The organism is Pseudomonas sp. TH08 (genome assembly GCF_016651275.1).
Lineage (GTDB): Bacteria > Pseudomonadota > Gammaproteobacteria > Pseudomonadales > Pseudomonadaceae > Aquipseudomonas.
Window position 1 is genome coordinate 440,957 of sequence record NZ_JAEKEE010000002.1, and the last position, 19,352, is coordinate 460,308.

The 19,352-nt window shown below is 59.2% G+C and carries 19 protein-coding genes and 3 pseudogenes; 14 read left to right on the plus strand and 8 right to left on the minus strand.

The genetic code is table 11. The features are described 5' to 3' along the window. The first annotated feature begins 10 nt into the window (after positions 1-10). Positions 11-328 carry a helix-turn-helix domain-containing protein gene (locus tag JFT91_RS11685; RefSeq protein WP_201228172.1) on the plus strand — a complete coding sequence of 106 codons (318 nt, stop codon included), beginning with the start codon at positions 11-13 and terminating at the stop codon, positions 326-328. Positions 329-469: 141 nt separating this feature from the next. Here the strand turns inward: JFT91_RS11685 and JFT91_RS11690 are convergent, their stop codons facing one another. Further along, the gene (locus JFT91_RS11690; protein ID WP_201232455.1) at positions 470-1,513 is read right to left on the minus strand and encodes an MBL fold metallo-hydrolase; all 1,044 of its coding nucleotides are present in this window, start codon (positions 1,511-1,513) and stop codon (positions 470-472) included. A gap of 215 nt (positions 1,514-1,728) precedes the next feature. Here JFT91_RS11690 and JFT91_RS11695 point away from each other — a divergent pair, with 215 nt between their 5' ends. From JFT91_RS11695 to JFT91_RS11710, 5 genes and pseudogenes are all read left to right on the plus strand, one after another. After that, positions 1,729-2,337, plus strand: a complete 609-nt coding sequence (locus JFT91_RS11695; protein WP_201228174.1) for a TetR/AcrR family transcriptional regulator — start codon at positions 1,729-1,731, stop codon at positions 2,335-2,337. 157 nt (positions 2,338-2,494) lie between these two features. Continuing rightward, positions 2,495-3,571 (plus strand): diguanylate cyclase, encoded by a 1,077-nt coding sequence (locus tag JFT91_RS11700; protein WP_201232639.1) that lies wholly within the window; start codon positions 2,495-2,497, stop codon positions 3,569-3,571. 278 nt (positions 3,572-3,849) lie between these two features. After that, a pseudogene (locus tag JFT91_RS30160) lies at positions 3,850-4,524 on the plus strand (PAS domain-containing protein); the annotation flags it as partial. Between the two features lie 117 nt (positions 4,525-4,641). Continuing rightward, a pseudogene (locus JFT91_RS30165) lies at positions 4,642-5,079 on the plus strand (methyl-accepting chemotaxis protein); the annotation flags it as partial. A gap of 119 nt (positions 5,080-5,198) precedes the next feature. Then, positions 5,199-5,732, plus strand: coding sequence for a DUF1003 domain-containing protein (locus JFT91_RS11710; protein ID WP_201228176.1), 534 nt, complete (start codon positions 5,199-5,201; stop codon positions 5,730-5,732). Here the strand turns inward: JFT91_RS11710 and JFT91_RS11715 are convergent, their stop codons facing one another. After that, positions 5,733-6,611 (minus strand): LysR family transcriptional regulator, encoded by an 879-nt coding sequence (locus tag JFT91_RS11715; RefSeq protein WP_518524865.1) that lies wholly within the window; start codon positions 6,609-6,611, stop codon positions 5,733-5,735. 233 nt (positions 6,612-6,844) lie between these two features. Between JFT91_RS11715 and JFT91_RS11720 the strand changes: the two genes are divergently transcribed. Together JFT91_RS11720 and JFT91_RS11725 are read left to right on the plus strand one after the other, a co-directional pair. After that, positions 6,845-7,543 (plus strand): CTP synthase C-terminal region-related (seleno)protein, encoded by a 699-nt coding sequence (locus JFT91_RS11720; protein ID WP_201232458.1) that lies wholly within the window; start codon positions 6,845-6,847, stop codon positions 7,541-7,543. Next, positions 7,543-7,857: an antibiotic biosynthesis monooxygenase family protein gene (locus JFT91_RS11725; protein ID WP_201232459.1), complete on the plus strand. Its 315-nt coding sequence runs from the start codon at positions 7,543-7,545 to the stop codon at positions 7,855-7,857. Before JFT91_RS11720 ends, JFT91_RS11725 begins: the two co-directional genes overlap by 1 nt. 133 nt (positions 7,858-7,990) lie before the next feature. On the opposite strand, the gene JFT91_RS11730 is transcribed toward JFT91_RS11725, so the two are convergent. Continuing rightward, the gene (locus JFT91_RS11730; protein ID WP_201149083.1) at positions 7,991-8,317 is read right to left on the minus strand and encodes a DUF2025 family protein; all 327 of its coding nucleotides are present in this window, start codon (positions 8,315-8,317) and stop codon (positions 7,991-7,993) included. Between the two features lie 221 nt (positions 8,318-8,538). Between JFT91_RS11730 and JFT91_RS11735 the strand changes: the two genes are divergently transcribed. Next, positions 8,539-9,657 carry a glycerophosphodiester phosphodiesterase gene (locus JFT91_RS11735; RefSeq protein WP_201232460.1) on the plus strand — a complete coding sequence of 373 codons (1,119 nt, stop codon included), beginning with the start codon at positions 8,539-8,541 and terminating at the stop codon, positions 9,655-9,657. Then, positions 9,658-10,341, plus strand: a complete 684-nt coding sequence (locus JFT91_RS11740) for a helix-turn-helix domain-containing protein (RefSeq protein ID WP_201206005.1) — start codon at positions 9,658-9,660, stop codon at positions 10,339-10,341. A 1-nt stretch (position 10,342) separates the two neighbouring features. On the opposite strand, the gene JFT91_RS11745 is transcribed toward JFT91_RS11740, so the two are convergent. Then, entirely contained in the window at positions 10,343-11,221 is an 879-nt protein-coding gene (locus tag JFT91_RS11745) for a sterol desaturase family protein (RefSeq protein ID WP_201206007.1), read from the minus strand. Between the two features lie 168 nt (positions 11,222-11,389). Here JFT91_RS11745 and JFT91_RS11750 point away from each other — a divergent pair, with 168 nt between their 5' ends. Then, a complete protein-coding gene (locus JFT91_RS11750; RefSeq protein WP_201232461.1) occupies positions 11,390-11,695 on the plus strand; it encodes a PepSY domain-containing protein in 306 nt (101 codons plus the stop codon). 273 nt (positions 11,696-11,968) lie between these two features. Here the strand turns inward: JFT91_RS11750 and JFT91_RS11755 are convergent, their stop codons facing one another. From JFT91_RS11755 to JFT91_RS30175, 3 genes and pseudogenes are all read right to left on the minus strand, one after another. Then, on the minus strand, positions 11,969-12,409 hold the full coding sequence (locus tag JFT91_RS11755; protein WP_201232462.1) for a hypothetical protein: 441 nt from the start codon (positions 12,407-12,409) through the stop codon (positions 11,969-11,971). A gap of 109 nt (positions 12,410-12,518) precedes the next feature. Continuing rightward, positions 12,519-13,286, minus strand: coding sequence for a methyl-accepting chemotaxis protein (locus JFT91_RS30170; protein WP_371920191.1), 768 nt, complete (start codon positions 13,284-13,286; stop codon positions 12,519-12,521). Between the two features lie 165 nt (positions 13,287-13,451). Beyond that, positions 13,452-14,141, minus strand: a pseudogene (locus JFT91_RS30175) (methyl-accepting chemotaxis protein); the annotation flags it as partial. A gap of 275 nt (positions 14,142-14,416) precedes the next feature. Here JFT91_RS30175 and JFT91_RS11765 point away from each other — a divergent pair. After that, positions 14,417-15,439 (plus strand): transporter, encoded by a 1,023-nt coding sequence (locus JFT91_RS11765; RefSeq protein WP_201232464.1) that lies wholly within the window; start codon positions 14,417-14,419, stop codon positions 15,437-15,439. 324 nt (positions 15,440-15,763) lie between these two features. Next, entirely contained in the window at positions 15,764-17,377 is a 1,614-nt protein-coding gene (locus JFT91_RS11770; RefSeq protein WP_201232465.1) for an inorganic phosphate transporter, read from the plus strand. A 125-nt stretch (positions 17,378-17,502) separates the two neighbouring features. Here JFT91_RS11770 and JFT91_RS11775 read toward each other — a convergent pair whose 3' ends face one another. Continuing rightward, entirely contained in the window at positions 17,503-18,399 is an 897-nt protein-coding gene (locus JFT91_RS11775; protein WP_201232466.1) for a LysR family transcriptional regulator, read from the minus strand. 121 nt (positions 18,400-18,520) lie between these two features. Here JFT91_RS11775 and JFT91_RS11780 point away from each other — a divergent pair, with 121 nt between their 5' ends. Beyond that, entirely contained in the window at positions 18,521-19,276 is a 756-nt protein-coding gene (locus JFT91_RS11780; protein WP_201206021.1) for an SDR family NAD(P)-dependent oxidoreductase, read from the plus strand. Positions 19,277-19,352 lie beyond the last annotated feature (76 nt).

Genomic DNA, 19,352 nt, shown 5'->3' on the forward strand with positions numbered 1-19,352 from the left:
GGAGCACACCATGGCCTCTCTTGCGATGAATCACATCCTCGAACGCATTGCCCTTTTCCAGTTCACCCCGACGCACTGCCTCCAGGCCCGAGCAATGCTGGGGTGGAGCGTGGATCAGCTGTCGCGGGAGGCCGAGGTTTCGGCGGAAGACATTCAACGGTTTGAAGCGCAGCAAGAGGTGGCGGACGCGGCGCGTCTGGCGCTGGCGTATCGGTTTGAATCGCAGGGGTTGGTGTTCTTTCCCGGGTTTGCGCCGGGGCGAAGTGCGAGTCTGAACGCGATGGCTGCGGAAACGGCGGGGCGTGGGGATTATGCGATGGCTGATTGAACATTTGCTGAGTAAGCAGTTGTGGTGAGGGGATTTATCCCCGATGGGCCGCTACGCGGCCCCCAAACAAGGCCTGCTTCGCAGTCCATCGGGGATAAATCCCCTCACCACAAAATCAACATCAGCTCTTACTGATTGATATCAAGCGTTCTGCACAACCGCCCCACTCTCCCCTTCAACCGCCAGCCACCAGGCATCCCCGCGTTGTGGTTGAGCGATGTTGAACGCTTCCCCCATCTGCGGCGTGGTGATGGAAACGCTGCGTTCCCAAGCCAGCGCCAAAATCCGGTCAAACGGTTCATGCCAGGCATGCATCGCCAGGTCGAACGTGCCGTTGTGGATCGGAAACAACCACCGTCCTTTAAGGTCGATGTGCGCTTGCAGGGTTTCTTCGGGCTGCATGTGCACGTGCGGCCATTCGACGTTGTAGGCGCCGGTCTCCATCAGTGTCAGGTCGAAAGGCCCGTACTGTTCGCCGATGCGTTTGAAGCCGTCGAAGTAACCGCTGTCGCCGCTGAAGAAGATTCGCGTATCGCCGTCGATCATCACCCACGACGCCCACAACGTGCTGTTGCCGTCGAAAAGGCCGCGGCCGGAGAAGTGCTGCGACGGTGTGGCGACAAAGCGGATGCCGGCGATTTCGGTGCCCTGCCACCAGTCGTACTGGCGCACTTTGCTGGCGTCGATGCCCCATTTGATCAGCGTATCGCCAACCCCCAGTGGGGTCAGGAAGTAGTTGGTTTTGGCGGCCAACTGCAACACAGCTTGATAGTCGAGGTGATCGTAGTGGTTGTGCGACAGGATCACCGCTTCGATTGGCGGTAGTTGGTCGATGCTGATCGGCGGCTGGTGAAAGCGTTTCGGCCCAGCCCACTGCACCGGAGAGGCGCGCTCGGCGAAGACCGGGTCGGTGATGAAGAACTTGTCGCGCATTTTCAGCAGCAGGGTCGAATGACCGAGACGATAGATGCTGTGATTCGGGGCAGCCAGCAAGTCCTCACGGGTCAAAGCCTGTACCGGAATCGCTGCGGCTGGACGGGTATCGCGCGGTTTATGGAAGATCATGTTCCACATGATGCGCAGCATTTTGCGCAGACCTTCGCGCTGCACCGGCGCATGGTTACGGAACAGTCCTTGATCCTGCCGCGAGGCTTCAGGTGTGGAAGCGGAATTTGAGTTGGCCATGTCTGAGTGACTCCAGAAAAACCGCGCAATTCACGGCTTTCCACGCTGGGACGATGAATGGCCATGGCTGCACGCAGTGGCCGAACGTTCTGTTTTTTAAGTTGCGGGGATTAACGCAACATTACACTGCTCGGTGTAGTTTCTAGGTTGCATCAAAGTAGATGACAAGTAAACTGCCAAGTGTAATTTCCACTTTTCTCTGCCGAAGCGTACTTATGACAGCTCCACAGCGACTCACCGAGCGAAAACGCGAAGCGATCATTCAAGCGGCGATTGCCGAATTCCGTGCCAACGGTTTCGAAATCACCAGCATGGACAAGATCGCAGCCACTGCCGGCGTGTCGAAGCGCACGGTGTACAACCACTTCCCGAGCAAGGAGGAGTTGTTCGCCGAAATCCTCAATCAATTGTGGGCGCGGATCAGCGCAGAGATGACCGCGGTCTATTGCCCAGACCAGCCACTGCGCGAGCAGTTGCAGCAGATGTTGCTCGCCAAGTTGCAGATGATGGCCGACGACAACTTCATGGGCCTGGCACGCGTGGCAATTGCCGCGACTATCCATTCCCCGGAGCGCGCGCAGAACATGGTGGCGCGCATGGGCGAACGCGAGGAAGGTTTGACCGTGTGGATCAGAGCCGCGCAGGCAGACGGCCGACTCAAACCCGTGGATCCCGAGTTCGCCGCCCAGCAGGTGCAGGGGTTGCTGAAGTCCTTCGCGTTCTGGCCGCAGATCTCCATGGGCCAACCGCCGCTCGATGCCCAGACGCAAAGCACCGTCGTGGAGTCGGCGTTGGACATGTTCCTGAACTGCTACCAGCTCTAAATCACCGCTCTCCTGCGCGAACCCGCGATTAAATGGCTCGGAAGGACACTGATTATTCCCGTTGGAATAAATGACAATGTCCGACAATTGACCGACGAACGGTCAGCCTGAGAAAAATACTGCAAAGTGTTTCAGGATGAATTTCGCGCAGGGCATCATGGAAAACCAACGCGGCAAAGGCTTGTCATTCGCCAGACGCATTTACCTGCCACGGGTCATTGGTCTGGGCATCGGCTTTTTCAGCGTCGGCGCGGCGCTGTACCCACTGACCATGCCGAGCTGGATCTGGGCATTGCTGCTGTTCAACGGTTTCGCCTGGCCGCATCTGGCTTATCAGATCTCCACTCGCGCAGCGTTCCCTTATCAGGCCGAGCGCCGCAATCTGTTGTATGACTCGCTGTGCGGTGGCTTCTGGGCCGCGTGTTCTCAGTTCAATCCGCTGACCACCGTGACCATCCTGTCGATGATGACCATGAACAACGTCGCCGCCGGTGGCCATCGTTTGTTCGTGTTGGGCGCCCTCGCCCAGCTCGCCGGGGTGCTGTTGGGCTGGGCGATCTTCGGTTTCAAATTCACTCTGATCACCACGCAAGCGCAAGTCTGGGCCTGCCTGCCGATGCTGACGTTGTATCCGCTGGCGTTGGGCATGGTCTGTTATCGCTTGGCGATCAAACTCGCCCAACACAAACGCGCGCTCAGCACGCTCAGCCGGACCGACAGCCTGACCGGCCTGCTCAACCACGGTGCATGGAAAGACCTGCTGCACCTGAAATTTCAGCAGTGCCGCCAGCACAACAGCCAAGCCACACTGGCGTTGATCGACATCGATCATTTCAAGGTAATCAACGACAGCTACGGGCATATCGTCGGCGATGCCGCACTGCAGCAGTTGAGCAAAGAACTCAAAAGCCTGCTGGATGAATACGAACTGGCCGGGCGCTACGGTGGCGATGAGTTCTGCGTGATCCTGCCGACCCTGCCACTGAGCAAGGCCGAAATGCTGATGGAGCAACTGCGTGAGACCTTGCAACAATATCGCCATCCGCAGGTGCCCGAGTTGCGAGTGAGCCTGAGTATCGGTTTGGCGCGGTATCAAAATGCGTATAAGGATGCGCTCGACTGGCTGGACGATGCCGACAAAGCGCTCTACACCGCCAAACACACGGGTCGCAACACCGTCAGCGTGGCGTTGAGTCGCTCATCTCCGAGTGACGCCAGCCAGTTCAGCCACTGAAACACTTTTGTAACACTTTAAAAAAGCCGTTTCTTGTACAAACTTATAAGGCTTGTATAAGATCAGGCCGTCAGTCGGGATGCTGGCATTTAGCAGTCGTTGCCGAAAGTTTTTTCACACATTTGGCCTGACAACGCGGGAACAGGGGCACAAACCGAGTCTTTCCCTACTTCCAGAGTACTGCGAGCATGTTTTTCAACCGCCACAAGTCGGCTCTCGACGATCTGCAACACAAACTCACTGAACAATCCGGCCTGCTCGACGCGATCAATCGCTCGATGGCGGTGATTGAATTCGACCTTGAGGGCGTGGTGTTGCGCGCCAACGACAACTTCTTCAAGACCATGGGTTATGCGCCCGAACAGGTGATCGGTCAGCCGCACCGGCACTTCTGCACGCCGGAATTTGGCCGCAGCGCTCAGTACCGCGAGTTGTGGTCACGTCTGAAAAACGGTCAGTTCCAGTCCGGCACGTTTGAACGGGTCAACAGCAAGGGTCAGCCGATCTGGCTGGAAGCCAGTTACAACCCGATCAAGGATGACGCGGGACGTGTGGTGAAAGTGGTCAAGTACGCCATGGACGTAACCGCCAAGGTGCAGCAGGAAAGTGAGGCAAACGCCAAGTTGCAGGCTATCGACCGTGCGATGGCGGTGATCGAGTTCAACCTTGACGGCAGTATTCTCACAGCCAATCAGAATTTTCTGACACGCATGGGTTACACCCTCGCGGAACTCAAGGGTAAACATCACCGTTTGTTCTGCACGCAGGCGGTGGTCAACAGCAGCGCCTATGAGGACTTCTGGCGGCGCTTGAACCAGGGTGAATTCTTCCAGGGGCAATTTGAACGCGTGGATAAACACGGGCAAACAGTGTGGCTGGAGGCCAATTACAACCCGGTGTACGACGCCGCCGGCCGCTTGTGCAAAGTGGTGAAATTCGCATCTGACGTCACCGCCCGTGTCGTGCAGCATGAGCAGGATGCGCGCAGTGCCAGCGCGGCTTATCACATCTCGGTGGCGACCCGAAAAGTCGCCGAGCAAGGTACTGAGGTGATTCAGCAAGCTGCCAGCGAAATGCGCGAAATTGCTCAGGACATTGCCGAGTCTTCAACATTGATTGCGCAATTGGGTGAACGCTCCGAACAGATCACTGCCATCGTCAACACCATCCGCGCGATTGCCGATCAGACCAATCTGCTGGCACTGAATGCGGCGATTGAAGCGGCACGAGCCGGTGAACAAGGGCGCGGTTTTGCCGTGGTCGCCGATGAAGTACGGCAACTGGCGGCGCGCACCAGCGGTTCGACGGCGGAGATTTCCAACATGATCGGTTTGATTCAGAGCGAAACCCGTCAGGCGATCAAGAGCATGGACGTCACTCGAGACCGAGCGGCCGAGGGCGTGGAATTGGCGAATCAGGCCGGGACGGTGATTTTGCAGATTCGCGACGGCGCCAGTGAAGCGGTGCAGGCGGTGAGCATGTTTGCCAATGAGCGTGCTTCGGGGTAATCGATGCAGGGTCAGTAGACTGAGGCGCGGCCTTCGCGAGCGAGCCTGCTCGCGAAAGGGTCAGGCACCACAATGCAGGACTATAGTGAGCTTCAGTCCCAAGCCCCGCCGAGTGCATCATGACCACAGAAAAACCCGCAACACCTGAAACCACTCCCGTCGATCATCTGCGCTTCCATCGCCCCCACGCCCACCTCAACACAACCTTCGGCAACGACACCTTCGCGCTGCGTGCCGAGGCTTTTGCGCGATTCTTCGGCACGCCGACTTTTCTTGGCGCGCAGACCCTGATCGTGTTGCTGTGGGTTTGCCTCAACGTGTTTGGCGTGACGACGTTCGACGTTTACCCGTTCATTCTTTTAAACCTCGCCTTCAGCCTGCAATCGGCTTACGCCGCGCCGCTGATTCTGCTGGCGCAAACCCGTCAGGCTGCACGGGACAAGGCGCAATCGGATGCCGATGCGCAGCACCGTGAAGCCTTGGCCGTGGCCAACACTGAGCGGCAGGCGCAGGCCGCGAAGAACACCGCGCAACTGCTTGAGTTGCTGGAGCAGAACACCCGCCTCACTGAAATGACCAAGAGCCTGACCGAGCGCATCGAGAGCCTGACCAGCGAAATGCATCAGCACATGAACAAGAACCCGCGCGACTGATCACGGCAAACGCAATGCCCGGCCGAGCTCATCGAACAGCGTAACCACCGAGCGCAATGCCCGGCAATCCGGGCGCGTCAGCAGCCACAGCGCGGTGTCGTAACCCTGCAAAGGCTCGCTCAAGGCCCGCAGGTCGTCGGTGATGAGAAAATCCGGCAATGCCGCGACCCCCAGTCCGGCGCGCACCAGTTCGGTGACCGACAGCATGCTGTTGCAGCGATAACTCGGTGTGACACCCGGCAACTGCTGACGGCGCCAGGCGATGGTCGGGTGATCGGGCAGAAAGTCGTCCGGGGCGATCCAGGTCAGTGCTGACAAATCCGCCGCGTCGACGCCTTGCAGATAGCGCGCACTGGCGCAGACCCGGTAGGAAATCTTCGCCAATTGCCGTCCGACCAGATGTTCCGGGGGTGTACGCGTCAAGCGCAGGGCGATGTCGGCATCGCGACGGCTGAGGTTGGCGAAATCGTTGGAGGTGCTCAGCTCGATGTTCAGTGCCGGGTAGTTGGGCATGAACTGCGCCAGCGCCAGCAGCAACAAACCTTGCAGCACCGAATCGGTACAGGTCAGGCGCACTGTGCCGCTGACCACTTCCCCGCCCTGCTCCACACCGATTCGCGCAGCGTCGAGCGCCTGTTCAGCTCGTTCGGCCTGCTCGGCAAGGGTTTGTGCGAGTGTGGTCGGCAAGTATCCGGTGCGGCTTTTTTCGAACAACTGCTGGCCGAGAGCGGCTTCAAGACGACGCACCGCGCGAAACACCGTCGACACGTCTACTTTCAATAGCTGCGCAGCGCGGGCCAGAGACCCGCCGCGCACGAGGGCGAGGATCAGGGCCAGGTCCGGGAAGTCGAGCTGATAGTGCGCTGGTGCATTGATCAATTGGGGAAACGCCAATATTGAGTGCGTGAACGCCAATCTATAGTGAGCCCCGGCAACCGACAATCATGTTCTCTCTGAGCCAAACTCAAAATCTGTGGCGAGGGGATTTATCCCCGATGGTCTGCGAAGCAGCCCCATGATTTCAAAAGCGACGACTGCTTCGCAGCCGATCGGGGATAAATCCCCTCGCCACAGATAAGTTTCTACTCACCGAGTTTAGAAAAGGAAATCCCATGGACGCTGTTTCCATCGCCCTGATCGGCGACTACGACCCGCAAGTGACTGCCCACCAGGCCATCCCGATTGCCCTTGGCCTGGTGGCCGAACACCTTTGCCAGACGGTGCAGTTCGAATGGCTGGCCACTGAGCAGATCCACGCTGACACACCGTTACAACGCTTCGACGGTTTCTGGTGCGTGCCGGCCAGCCCTTACAAAAGCGAAGACGGTGCACTGCGCGCCATCCGCTTTGCCCGCGAACAACAGCGCCCTTTCCTAGGCACCTGCGGCGGCTTTCAACATGCGGTGCTGGAATATTCCCGCAACGTGCTGGGTTGGGCCGATGCCGAACACGGCGAAACATCGCCAGATTCAGATCGCGCCGTGTTGACGCCGCTGACCTGTTCACTGGTCGAAGCGGTGGACAGCATTGATTTGCTGCCCGGCTCGCTGATCGCCAAGGCGTACGAAACGTCGCAGATTCGTGAAGGCTATCGCTGCCGCTACGGTGTGAATCCGCAGTTCGAAGGTGATCTCTTCAACAATCGGCTACACGCCGTGGGTCACGATTCAGCGGGGGATTTGCGCGCAATCGAATTGAAGGATCACCGGTTTTTCGTCGCCACACTGTTCCAGCCGGAACGCGCAGCCCTCAAGGGGCAGATGCCGCCGCTGGTGCGGGCGTTTATCGAAGCCTGTGCGGAGTCGCGTTGATGAAAGCAACCACAGAGTGTTTCGCAGTGATTTTCACCTCGACCCGTACCGAGGGTGATAACGGATATGCCGCAGCGGCGGAACGCATGGGCGAACTGGTGCGCGAACAGCCTGGGTTTCTCGGTGTCGATTCGATTCGTGGGGCGGATGGCGTTGGCATCACCGTGTCGTATTGGCAGAGCGAGGCAGCGATTCTGGCGTGGCGGCAGAATCCTGAGCATCGGGTGATTCAGGCGCGCGGGCGCGAGATCTGGTATTCGGCGTTTCAGACGCGGGTGTGTCGGGTTGAGCGTGAGTATCGGTTTGGGCAGTGAGCAGGCTGTGTAATCAATGGCCTCATCGCTGGCAAGCCAGCTCCCACAGGGTATTGCGTAGCTCTGAAGATCACGCTGTACCTGTGGGAGCTGGCTTGCCAGCGATGGGGCCAGAAGCTTCACCGCAAAACCTTCAGCCCCGCACCAGACTCCGCACCGCGACAATCTCCGGCACTTCAACCTTGTGCAGGTAAACCCGCAACGGCTCGGTGATGTTGATGCGCTCATCAATGTGCTGGTCCAGCAGCAACTGAATCAGCTCGCGTTTCAACGTCATGGTCGTGTCCGATACCCGAGCCCAGACGAATTCACTGGCGGGAATAATGCCGTCGTCGGCCACGTCCATGCCGAACGAGTCTTCGCTGAAACGCACGATGTACTGACCGGTCTTGCGGTTGAGGCCGACAAAACCCTTGAGGTCGTCGGCCGCCTGGCAGATGAGTTGGGAGGTGATGCGCATGGTAAACCTCACGAAAAATGATCGATGGTTTACACGCAGGGCAACGGAACGGCGCGCCCTCTGCCGGGACGTCTGCCGAGGGCAAGCGTACTGCAAACGGCACCACAAAAGTGCAGGAAAAATCGCTTTTAATACGTTTATGTCGGTCTGGCGATAGCAAGCAATCGATTCAGTTGTTAAAAGGTACGTCTTTGAAAATGCCCTGCGAAAGGATCTCGAACATGCCCGCCACTTTCACCAAAAGCGCCCTCATGCTGAGCCTGTTGCTCGGTCTCGGTCAGGCTCACGCCGCCGATGTCGACGCGCTGGCCGCCGCTCACGGCATTCCGCACCCGGCGGTGATCGCCCACCGTGGCGCGTCGTTCGACGCACCGGAATCCACCGCCGCGTCCTACAAACTGGCCCGCGACCTCGGCGCCGACTACCTGGAAATGGATCTGCAACGCAGCAAGGACGGCGTGCTGTTCGCCCTGCACGATAACAACCTGCAACGCACCACCGACGTCGCGAGCAAGTTCCCGGATCGCAAGGACAGCCCGGCCAACGCTTTCACCATGGCCGAACTGAAAACCCTCGACGCCGGCAGTTGGTACAACAAGACCTATCCGGATCGCGCTCGCGCGTCCTACGCCGGGCTGAAAATCCTCACCCTCGATGAAATCATCGACATCGCCCAGGCCAATGCGCAGCACAAGCCAGGCTTGTACATCGAGACCAAGGAGCCGCAGTTGTTCCCCGGCATCGAGAAAGACCTCAAGGAAAAACTGCAGGATCGCGGCTGGCTGAGCCCGGCCGGCTCGAAACTGGCGAAAAGCGAGCTGGGTGTCGGTCAAGGCAAAGGCAAAGTGATCCTGCAGACGTTCGAGAAAAACAGCCTCGAACTGCTGCAAAAGGAAATGCCGCAAGTGCCGAAAATCCTCTTGCTGTGGGTCGGCGAAGGCAGCATCGAGCCGAAATCCAAGGTGACTTTTGCCGAGTCGGGCGAGAAGGACAAGAATGCGTTCTACGGCAAACAGGAGCCGAAGTCCGAAGCCGAATTCAAGCAGTGGATCGACTACGCCAAGGCGCAGGGTGCCATCGGTACCGGACCTTCGGCGAAGCTGAGCCATGGCGGCGATCAGAGCTATTCGGATCTGGTACAGCCGTGGATGAACAAGTACACCCACGATCAGGGCCTGCTGGTACACGTTTACACGGTCGATGAGCCGGTGGACTTCGAGAAGGTCATGGCGGCCGGCGTCGACGGCATCTTCACCAACCGCGCCAGCGAACTGTTGAAGTTCTATAAACGCCCGGCGGCCGCCAGTGTCGATCAGCTGTTGAAGAACAACGGTTACTGAGTGACCACACACACCGAGTGGACAGGCCGCCTCTGGCTGGGGCACGACTATGGCCTGATCCACGGCGTGTCGGGGCGCACGGCGCCCCATTCTCACTATGCTCACCAAATCATTCTTGCCCCCGAGCGACCGGTGACGGTGTTGCTCGATGGCGAAACCCTCAGCGCCTCGCAGCTGTTGATAGCCTCAAACGTGCGCCATGCAATCGTTGAAGCGCCGGATCCGCTGTTTACCGTTTATGCCGAACCGTTGCTGTTTGCCGCGCACACGTTGCGTGATGCGTTGTTCAACGCCGAACTGACGTTGCCTGCGCTTGATCGGGCGATACGCCAATGCCCGCGTCGCTCGCGCAGTGATCCGCGCATCGAACGTGCGTTGGTCGCGGTGGAGGCTTCGCTGACCGATAAAGTCGCCGCCCGCGCCGTCGCCGATACAGCGAGTTTATCCTTGAGCCAGTTGCAGCGACTGTTGGTCAGCCAGGTCGGTTTGCCAGTGCGCAGGCTGGTGTTGTGGCGACGTCTGCGCATGGCGATGGCCTCTATTCTGGCGGGCGACCCGGTGACATCCGCCGCGCACAACGCAGGTTTCGCCGATTCGGCGCACTTCTCACGCAGTCTGAAAAAACTCTTCGGCGTCACCGCGCGCCAAGCCTTGCAACACATCGACCTGAAACTGCTGGACTGAGTCAGCGGCGCAGCGCATCAGGCACTTTCGGCTCACGGCTCAACGCCACCGACTCGAACGGATCAAGCAATTGCGCCACATAGTCGCGGGGAAAATCCGGGCGGCTGCCAATCCCCAGATCGCCTTGGCCGATGCGGTAATCCTCGGTATAGAACGCTGTCCCCAGCAGCCAATCCCACACGGTGAAGAACAAACCGAAATTGACGTCACCGGCGCGCCCGTACTTCATGTGATGGAAGCGATGCAGCGGTGCCCAGGCGAAAATCCAGCGCAGAAAACCGGGGCGCATGTCGACATTGGAATGCTGCAACAGTAACTGGATGGCGATGGCGAACGCCAACAACGACGCGACCTGCAATGGAATGCCCAGCACCAGCAATGGCAGCAGCCCCGCCGATGCTTCCAGTAATTGATGCAACGGATGCTTCATCAAACCGTTGAAGCCGTACAGGCGTTCAACACTGTGATGCACCGCATGCAAACGCCACAGCCACGGCACGCGATGACTGGCGTAATGCATCAGGCTGATGCCCGCATCGGCAATCAACATCGCCAGCCCCAGTTGCAGCCATAACGGCCAGCCCGTTGGCCACACACCGTCAATCGCCAACAGAGCGACCAACCCCGGCAATGCGAGCAATCCCAATGCGCTCAACGCTTCGTTGATCAGCGCATGCAAGATGTCGCGCTGACGATCACCCGCCGCACGGTTCCAGCACACCTCGTAGGGCAATGCCCATTCAGCCGCGAATGACACGGCCAATGCCGCAAGAAACAACGGCAACAGCCACACGGTTGAAAGATTGGCCAGCCACACACCGCCGCCTATGAAACCGCCCCAGAACAGCGGCGCGTACAACGTGGCAAACATACGTTTCATCTGCACCTCCTTTGATCGAAGGCACAGCATGAGAGGTTGCGATGTGGGGCAATTGAACAAACGACGCAATCGACCAGGATGTTTTTAAGGGTGAGTTAAGTTGCGCTGATTAACCTGAACTCACTCAAACAGCACACCGCTTAGATAAACACCAAAAGGATTGAACCGATGAAAACCTTGACTGCCCTGTTTACCGCCGCTGCCCTGACCCTCACCGCTGGCCTGGCCCAAGCTGACGTACGCGTCGACCAGATCCCTGAGCTGGTCAAGTCCGGCAAGATCAAGCCGCTGGAATCAATGAACGCTGAAGCTCTGAAACTGCATCCGGGCGCGACCATCACTGACACGGATCTGGATAACCACTTCAATGGTTACGAGTACGAAGTTGAATTGAAAACTGCTGACGGCAAAGAATTCGACGTGGACTTCGACGCCACGACTGGCAAGGTGCTGACCAACAAGCAAGACACCTGATTCAACGCCCATCCAAAGCCGCACGATCCACCGATCGCGCGGCTTTTTCATGCCCGACACAAATTCCTTGTAGGAGTGAGCCTGCTCGCGATGGCGGTGGGTCAGCAACGGTGATGTCGACTGATCCACCGCCATCGCGAGCAGGCTCACTCCTACAGGTTTTTCTGCCTGCCGGAGGATTTATGGCCGATCGAGATTCTGTAGGAGCTGTCGAGTGAAACGAGGCTGCGATCTTTTGATCGTCAAGATCGCAGCGTGCCGCAGCAACAGGGTTTATGCCGAGGTGCTGACCAGCGAACCGGAGGTGCTGCTGTCGGAATCCTGCAACGCCTGCAGCAACGCCGCCGTCGCCGTTTGCAGCGAGGCCGAAGTGGCCGTTACCTGCGATTGCGCGGCAGCCACTTCGGTCGCCTTGGCGTCAGAACTTTCCTGTTTCGCCTGGGCCGCTTGCAACGCCTGCTGTTGTTCCTGCAATTGCTTTTGCAACTCGGCAATCTGCTTGCGCAGTTCTTTCACCGTGTCCGACTCGTCGCTGCTGCTGGAACTGCTGTCGCCAGCCGGCGCTGCGCCGCTGGCTGCTTTCGGTGCATCGGTGTTGGCGCCGGTGCCAGCGACTGCGCTGGTGGAGTTTTCTTCAGCGGTGTCGCTGACTGCGGCTTTGCTGGCCGATGTAGCGACGGGTTGAGTGATCGAAACAGAAGTGATGCTGACCATGGGAAGGCTCCAATGCCGGTTATAGATAACCGGTCATCGTCGAGGGTCAGCGCAACTTGAGATCGACTCTGTAGCGACTCGGTATCCGAATCGGTACACAGTCAAAGGGTCACGCGCTCAGGCGTGCAGTGACTTCGTTCAATTGTCCCGACAAGCCATGCAGGTTCTGGCTGGCGCTTTCGGTGCGCTGGACGTTATCGAGGTTAGTGCTGGCGATCGAAGTGATTTCGGTCAGGTTGCGCGAAATGTCCTCGGCCACCGACGTCTGCTCTTCAGCCGCCGTGGCGATCTGACGGTTCATGTCGCGAATCGCTTCAACCGCATGGGTGATGCGCTCCAGCATCGCCCCGGCCTGAGTCACTTGCTCGACGCTTTCGTCGCTACGGGTCTGGCCGCTGTCGATGGCCTGGGCCGCGTCCACCGCGCCGGTCTGCACGCTCTGGATGATCTGGTTGATCTCGATGATCGACTCAGCCGTGCGCTGTGCGAGGTTGCGGACTTCATCGGCAACCACCGCAAAACCACGTCCGGCCTCACCGGCCCGCGCCGCTTCAATCGCCGCGTTCAGCGCCAGCAGGTTGGTCTGCTCGGCGATGCCGCGAATCACTTCCAGCACTTTGCCGATGCGGCCGCTGTCGGCTTCCAGACGACGGATGACCGTGGCGGTGTTGGCGATCTCGCCGCGCATCTGGGTGATGCTGTGAATGGTGCTTTGCATGACCTTTTCACCCTGCTGGGCAGACTGGTCGGCGTCGTCGGCCGCACGCGCCGCATCGGCTGCGTGACGCGCCACCTCCTGAGCAGTGGCAGACATTTCGTTCATCGCCGTGGCCACTTGGTCGGTGCGGTTGAACTGCTCGTTGGTGCCGCCGGCCATGGTCGTGGCGATGGCATTCAACTCGCCACTGGCGCTGTCCAGATCGCTGGCGCTGCGTTGCAGTTGAGTGAAGGTGTCGGCAAGAAAATCGCGCAGTGTATTGGCCGCCGCAGCAAGATTGCCCAACTCATCCTGACGGTCGCTGACCACGCGTTCGGCGAGTTTGCCGCGGCTCAACCGGGTGACGTAATCGATCAGTTTACGAATCGGCTCGACCAGATTGCGGTTGACCAGCCACAGACTCAACAGGCCGATCAACAGACCCGACGCGAGCATCACCAGAATGCCCAGCAACACTGTGTGATCAGCTTCGGCACTGATCTGCGCCGATTGCTCGGTGCCCTGCTTGCGCAACTCGGCCACCAGTTCGCTCATCTGATCGCTGGTCGCCCGGTCGACGCCTTTGACAGCAACGTCGCCCGCCGTCGGATCAGATCCGGCTGCGACATAGGCATCTCGGCCCCTTTGGTAAGCAGCGCCGAGTTGGCGATGCTCGTCACGCAGACGCTCGATGCGGGTTTTCAGGCTCGGCTCGATGCCTTTCTGGCCGGCCAGTTCGCCGAGAATATTTTGCACATCACGCTGACGGTCTTCGAACTGGCCCCAATACTTGGCCAGGTCTGCCGGTTGCTTGCCGCGCAGCAGAACGTTTTTCCATTCCTGTACCTGCACCTTGAATTGCAGGTTGGCCTCATCGATCAGTTGCGAAGTGTGCAACGGGCCTGCGATCAACTGGCTGTAACTTTGCACACCGTTGGACAGGAAGTGGAAGCAGGCCAGCGCGATCAACAACATCGCCAGCAGACTGCCGCTCAGCAGGGCGAGAATTTGCGCTCTCAAGGATTTTTGCAGCATCGCAGGTACTCATGACAGGGATGAGGCACGCCCGATAAGGCGTGGAATTTTGCCGGACATCCATGTCGGCGAGCCTTGGCTCATGGCCAAAGGCGCGCAACGTAACCTAAGCGTGATCGGCGTACCAGAGCGCTTCTTGAAGAAAATCCGACTGTCGGTAAGCTGCTGATTTGACGTCATTTTGCTGTCACACAAACGTCATGTGACATTGCGAAGATGCGGCTCAGGTGAACCTGACAATCCCGCGCCAGACGCCCTCCTCGCAGCGAGCCTTCATGAACCACAGCCTCGACATCAGTCATCGCGATCCTGATCTGTTTGGCCTGCTTTACGGCTTTCGTTTCCTGCCCGGCGAACGCGGCCGCGAAGTCGATTCAGCGACTGCGTTGCGCTGCCTGCAAGACGACAGCGACAGCGGCGAATTCCTCTGGCTGCACCTGAACCTGGCTCACGCCGCGTGCGAACGCTGGATGAAAAGCCATCTGCAATTGCCTGAGGAGTTTTTCGAGGCGCTGCACGAAGGTTCGCGGTCGACGCGCATCGAGCACGTCGACTCGGCGTTGCTGGCGGTGGTCAACGACGTAGTGTTCAACCTCAGCAGCATGGTCTCGTCAGACGTGTCGACGCTGTGGGTCTGCGTGCGCAGCAAACTGATCGTTAGCGCGCGCCTGCAACCGTTGCACTCGGTGGACAAATTGCGCTCATCGGTGAAGGCTGGCGAATGCTTTCGCTCGCCCTCGGAACTGCTCGTGCACCTGCTGCGCGATCAGGGCGAAGTGCTCACGCAAATCGTGCGCAAGACCAGCCTGAGCGTCGATCAGGTCGAAGATGAATTGCTCTCCTCGCGGCTGTCGACCAACCGCGCCGAACTCGGTGCCAACCGCCGGGTGCTGGTGCGTTTGCAACGACTGTTGGCGTTGGAACCGGGTTCGTTGTTGCGCCTGCTCAACCGGCCGCCGCCATGGTTGCAGAAGGAGGACGTCAAGGAGCTGCGCAAATCCACTGAGGAGTTCGCGCTGATCATCAACGACCTGACGGCCCTCGGCGAGCGGATCAAACTGTTGCAGGAAGAGATCGCCGCCAACCTCAACGAACAGAGCAACCGCACGCTGTTCACCTTGACGGTGGTGACGGTGCTGGCGCTGCCGATCAACATCATTGCCGGTTTTTTCGGGATGAATGTCGGGGGCGTGCCGTTGTCGCAGGACCCGGAAGGCTTCTGGATATTGGTCGCGCTGGTGGCGACGTTCACCGTGATTGCCGGGCGCTGGGCGTTCCGCAAAAGAGGCGATTACTGACCCTTGCCCACCGCAGATCCATTGTGCTGACAGAAATTCTGTGGCGAGGGGATTTATCCCCGTTCGGCTGCGCAGCAGTCGTAAATCCGGTGAACGCGGTTGAGCAGATACACCGAGGTGAATGGTTTTGGGGCTGCTTCGCAACCCAGCGGGGATAAATCCCCTCGCCACACATTGCTCCCGTTCTTTCATTTCCCTTTAGGGATGGGGTCAACAGATCAGTGGTTGGGCTAATCCGCCAAACACTGATCTATCGCAGTCTCTCTGTAACATTCTGCAACGATCATGGGCGGCACTCCTTCCCTCGCTCAGGATTGTCCTCCCATGGCTACTCCCTCCCTGACCGCCAGCCCCGCGTCCGCCGCTAGCGGCAGGCCTGCCCTCGACAAGAAAACCGGCCCGTTCACCTACGTTATCTTTTTCGCCGTGCTGGCGATGGGGATGCTGTTCACCGCCTACAGCCTGATGCACGACATGCACGAACTCGGCACCGTGGTCACCACCTGGACGCCGTTTCTGCTGCTCGGCGTGGCGCTGTTGATTGCACTGGGTTTCGAGTTCGTCAACGGTTTCCACGACACCGCCAACGCCGTAGCAACGGTGATTTACACCCACTCGCTGCCGCCAAATGTCGCGGTGGTGTGGTCGGGGTTTTTCAACTTCCTCGGCGTGCTGCTGTCGAGCGGCGCGGTAGCGTTCGGCATCATCGCCTTGCTGCCCGTGGAGCTGATTCTGCAGGTGGGCTCGTCCGCCGGTTTCGCAATGATTTTCGCTTTGCTGATCGCCGCGATTCTGTGGAACCTCGGCACCTGGTGGCTGGGCTTGCCGGCCTCGTCATCGCACACTTTGATCGGCTCGATCATCGGTGTCGGCGTGGCCAATGCCTTGATGCACGGCCGCGACGGTACCAGCGGTGTCGACTGGGCGCAGGCGACCAAGATCGGTTATGCGTTGCTGTTGTCGCCGCTGGTGGGTTTCGGTTGCGCCGCGTTGCTGTTGCTGGCGTTGCGCGCGTTCGTGAAGAATCGCTCGCTGTACAAGGCCCCTGAAGGCAATGCCCCGCCGCCATGGTGGATTCGCGGTTTGCTGATCCTGACCTGCACCGGTGTATCGTTCGCCCACGGCTCCAACGACGGCCAGAAAGGCATGGGCCTGATCATGCTGATCCTGGTCGGTACCTTGCCGATGGCCTATGCGCTGAACCGGACCATGCCGGAAGAACAATCGCTGCAGTTCGCCGCCGTGGCGCAAGTCACTCAGCAAGCGCTAGTGAAAAACGCACCGCTGCCGGCGCCGGCCGACCCACGGGCGACCCTTTCCGATTACGTGCGTAGCAAGGAGGCCACGCCGCAATTGATTCCCGCCCTCGCCGCCCTCACCGGGCACATCGGCGAAGAAGTCAAAGGCTACGGCTCGTTGGCGAAAGTCCCGGCTGAAGCCATGGGCAACGTGCGTAACGACATGTACCTGGCCAGCGAAAGTATTCGCTTGATGGACAAGAACAAGGTCGGCAACTTCGATGCGGATACCGCTGGCAAGCTGCAACTGTTCAAGCAGCAGATCGACAACGCCACGCGGTTTATTCCGCTGTGGGTGAAGATCGCCGTGGCCATTGCGCTCGGGCTGGGCACCATGGTCGGCTGGAAGCGCATCGTGGTCACGGTCGGCGAAAAAATCGGCAAGACCCACCTGACTTACGCTCAGGGCGCGTCCGCAGAAACCGTGGCAATGCTGACCATTGGCGCCGCGGACATGTTTGGTTTGCCGGTGTCGACGACGCATGTGTTGTCCTCGGGTGTGGCCGGGACCATGGTCGCCAACGGTGGCGGGTTGCAGATGAAGACCATCCGCAATCTGTTGATGGCGTGGGTGCTGACACTGCCAGCCGCCATCCTCTTGTCAGGCAGCCTCTACTGGCTGTTCACACAAATCTTCTGACCCTTCACAACTCCCCTGTAGGAGTGAGCCTGCTCGCGATAGCGGTGTATCAGTCGACATTGATTAAACTGACACACCGCAATCGCGAGCAGGCTCACTCCTACAGTTTTGAACGGTGATCAGGTTTAGAGCGCGGAGCGGATGACATCGCCGAGCCAATCCATGAACACGCGCACTCGCAGCGGCAAATGTCGCTGCCGCGCATACAACAATGAAATGCCCATCGCCGGCGCGGTGAATTGCGGCAACACCGTTACCAGTTCGCCGTTGTCCAGATGCGGCTGCATGCCGGTGCGTGGCACCTGAGTCAGCCCGAAGCCGCCCAGACACGCCGATTCGTAGGCATCGGTGCTGTTGACCGTCACGCTGCCAGCCATCGGCAAGCGTTTGACCTGACCGCCCTCCTCGTACACAAACCCTTCCGAACGCGAACCCAGTACGCCGACGTAATGCACCAATCGATGCTGCGCCAGATCCTCCAGAGTCTGCGGCACTCCGTAGCGTTCGAGATACGCGGGGCTCGCGCAGTTGATCATCGAGAAGTCGCCGAGGTGCCGCGCGACCACCGATTGATCAGGCTGCGCGCCGATCCGCACTACGCAATCGAACCCCTCGCTGAGCAAATCGACGCGGCGGTCGGTGCTGCTGATTTCCAGCTCGAGATTCGGGTGACGATCCATGAACTGCGGCAGGCGCGGCAGGATCAGGCGCCGCGCGAGAATGTTTGGCAGGTCGACACGAATGCGCCCGGTCAGCGAGGCTTCGTCCTGGCGAAACAATCCTTCGATCTCGTCCATGTGCGACAGCAAATCCTTACTGCGTTCGTACAACACCAGACCATCCTGCGTCGCCTGCACCTTGCGCGTGGTGCGCTGCAACAGGCGCGTGCCGAGTAACGCTTCCAGCGCTTGCACATGCTCGGACACGGTCGAGCGCGGCAAGCCGAGGCTCTCACCGGCAAGGGTAAAACTCGACAATTCGCTGACCCGGACGAAGGTTCGCAGCAGCTCCAGTTTGTTCATGGCTCACCCTCGATTGTTCGCTTGATCCGACCAGTGATTCCGATTTCAGTCTGTTTATCACCTCCCGACGGATAAATAAACTGAGCCCATCACCACCACTCAGCGCAATCGAGGAAGCCTCATGAACCGAAAAATCGCATTGATCACCGGCGCCAGCCGTGGCCTGGGCAAAAACGCCGCCCTGCACCTCGCCGCGCAAGGCGTCGACATCATCGGCACCTACCACAGCCGCGCCGATGAAGCCCAGGCACTGGTAAGCGAAATCGAAGCACTCGGCGGTAAAGCCGTGATGCTGCAACTGGATGTCGGCCGCAGCGAAAGCTTTGCTGCGTTCGGCACACACGTCGAAAAGGCGCTGCAACACTTTGATCGTCAGCGCTTCGATTTTCTGATCAACAACGCCGGGGTCGGTTTGCACGTGAGTTTCGCCGAAACCACCGTGGAGCAATTCGACCTGCTGATGAACGTGCATTTCAAAGGGCCGTTCTTCCTGACTCAGCAACTGCTGCCGCTGATCAACGATGGCGGGCGCATCATCAATATCTCCAGCGGCCTCGCGCGTTTCACCCTCCCGGGCGCCAGTGCTTATGCGGCGATGAAAGGCGCGATTGAAGTACTCACTCGTTATCAGGCAAAAGAGCTGGGCGCGCGACAGATTGCCGTGAATACCCTGGCGCCGGGTGCGATCGAAACCGACTTTGGCGGCGGCACCGTTCGCGACAACGCGGCGGTGAATGCGATGGTCGCCGAAAACACCGCGCTGGGCCGTGCCGGGCAGCCGGATGACATTGGCGGAGCATTGGCGCTGCTGCTGTCACCGGGTGCGCAATGGATCAATGGCCAACGCGTCGAAGCCTCCGGCGGGATGTTTCTCTAAATCTGACACCGCCCCATTGTGGCGAGGGGATTTATCCCCGTTGGGGTGCGCAGCGCCCCCCTCTTTTGATCCAGAA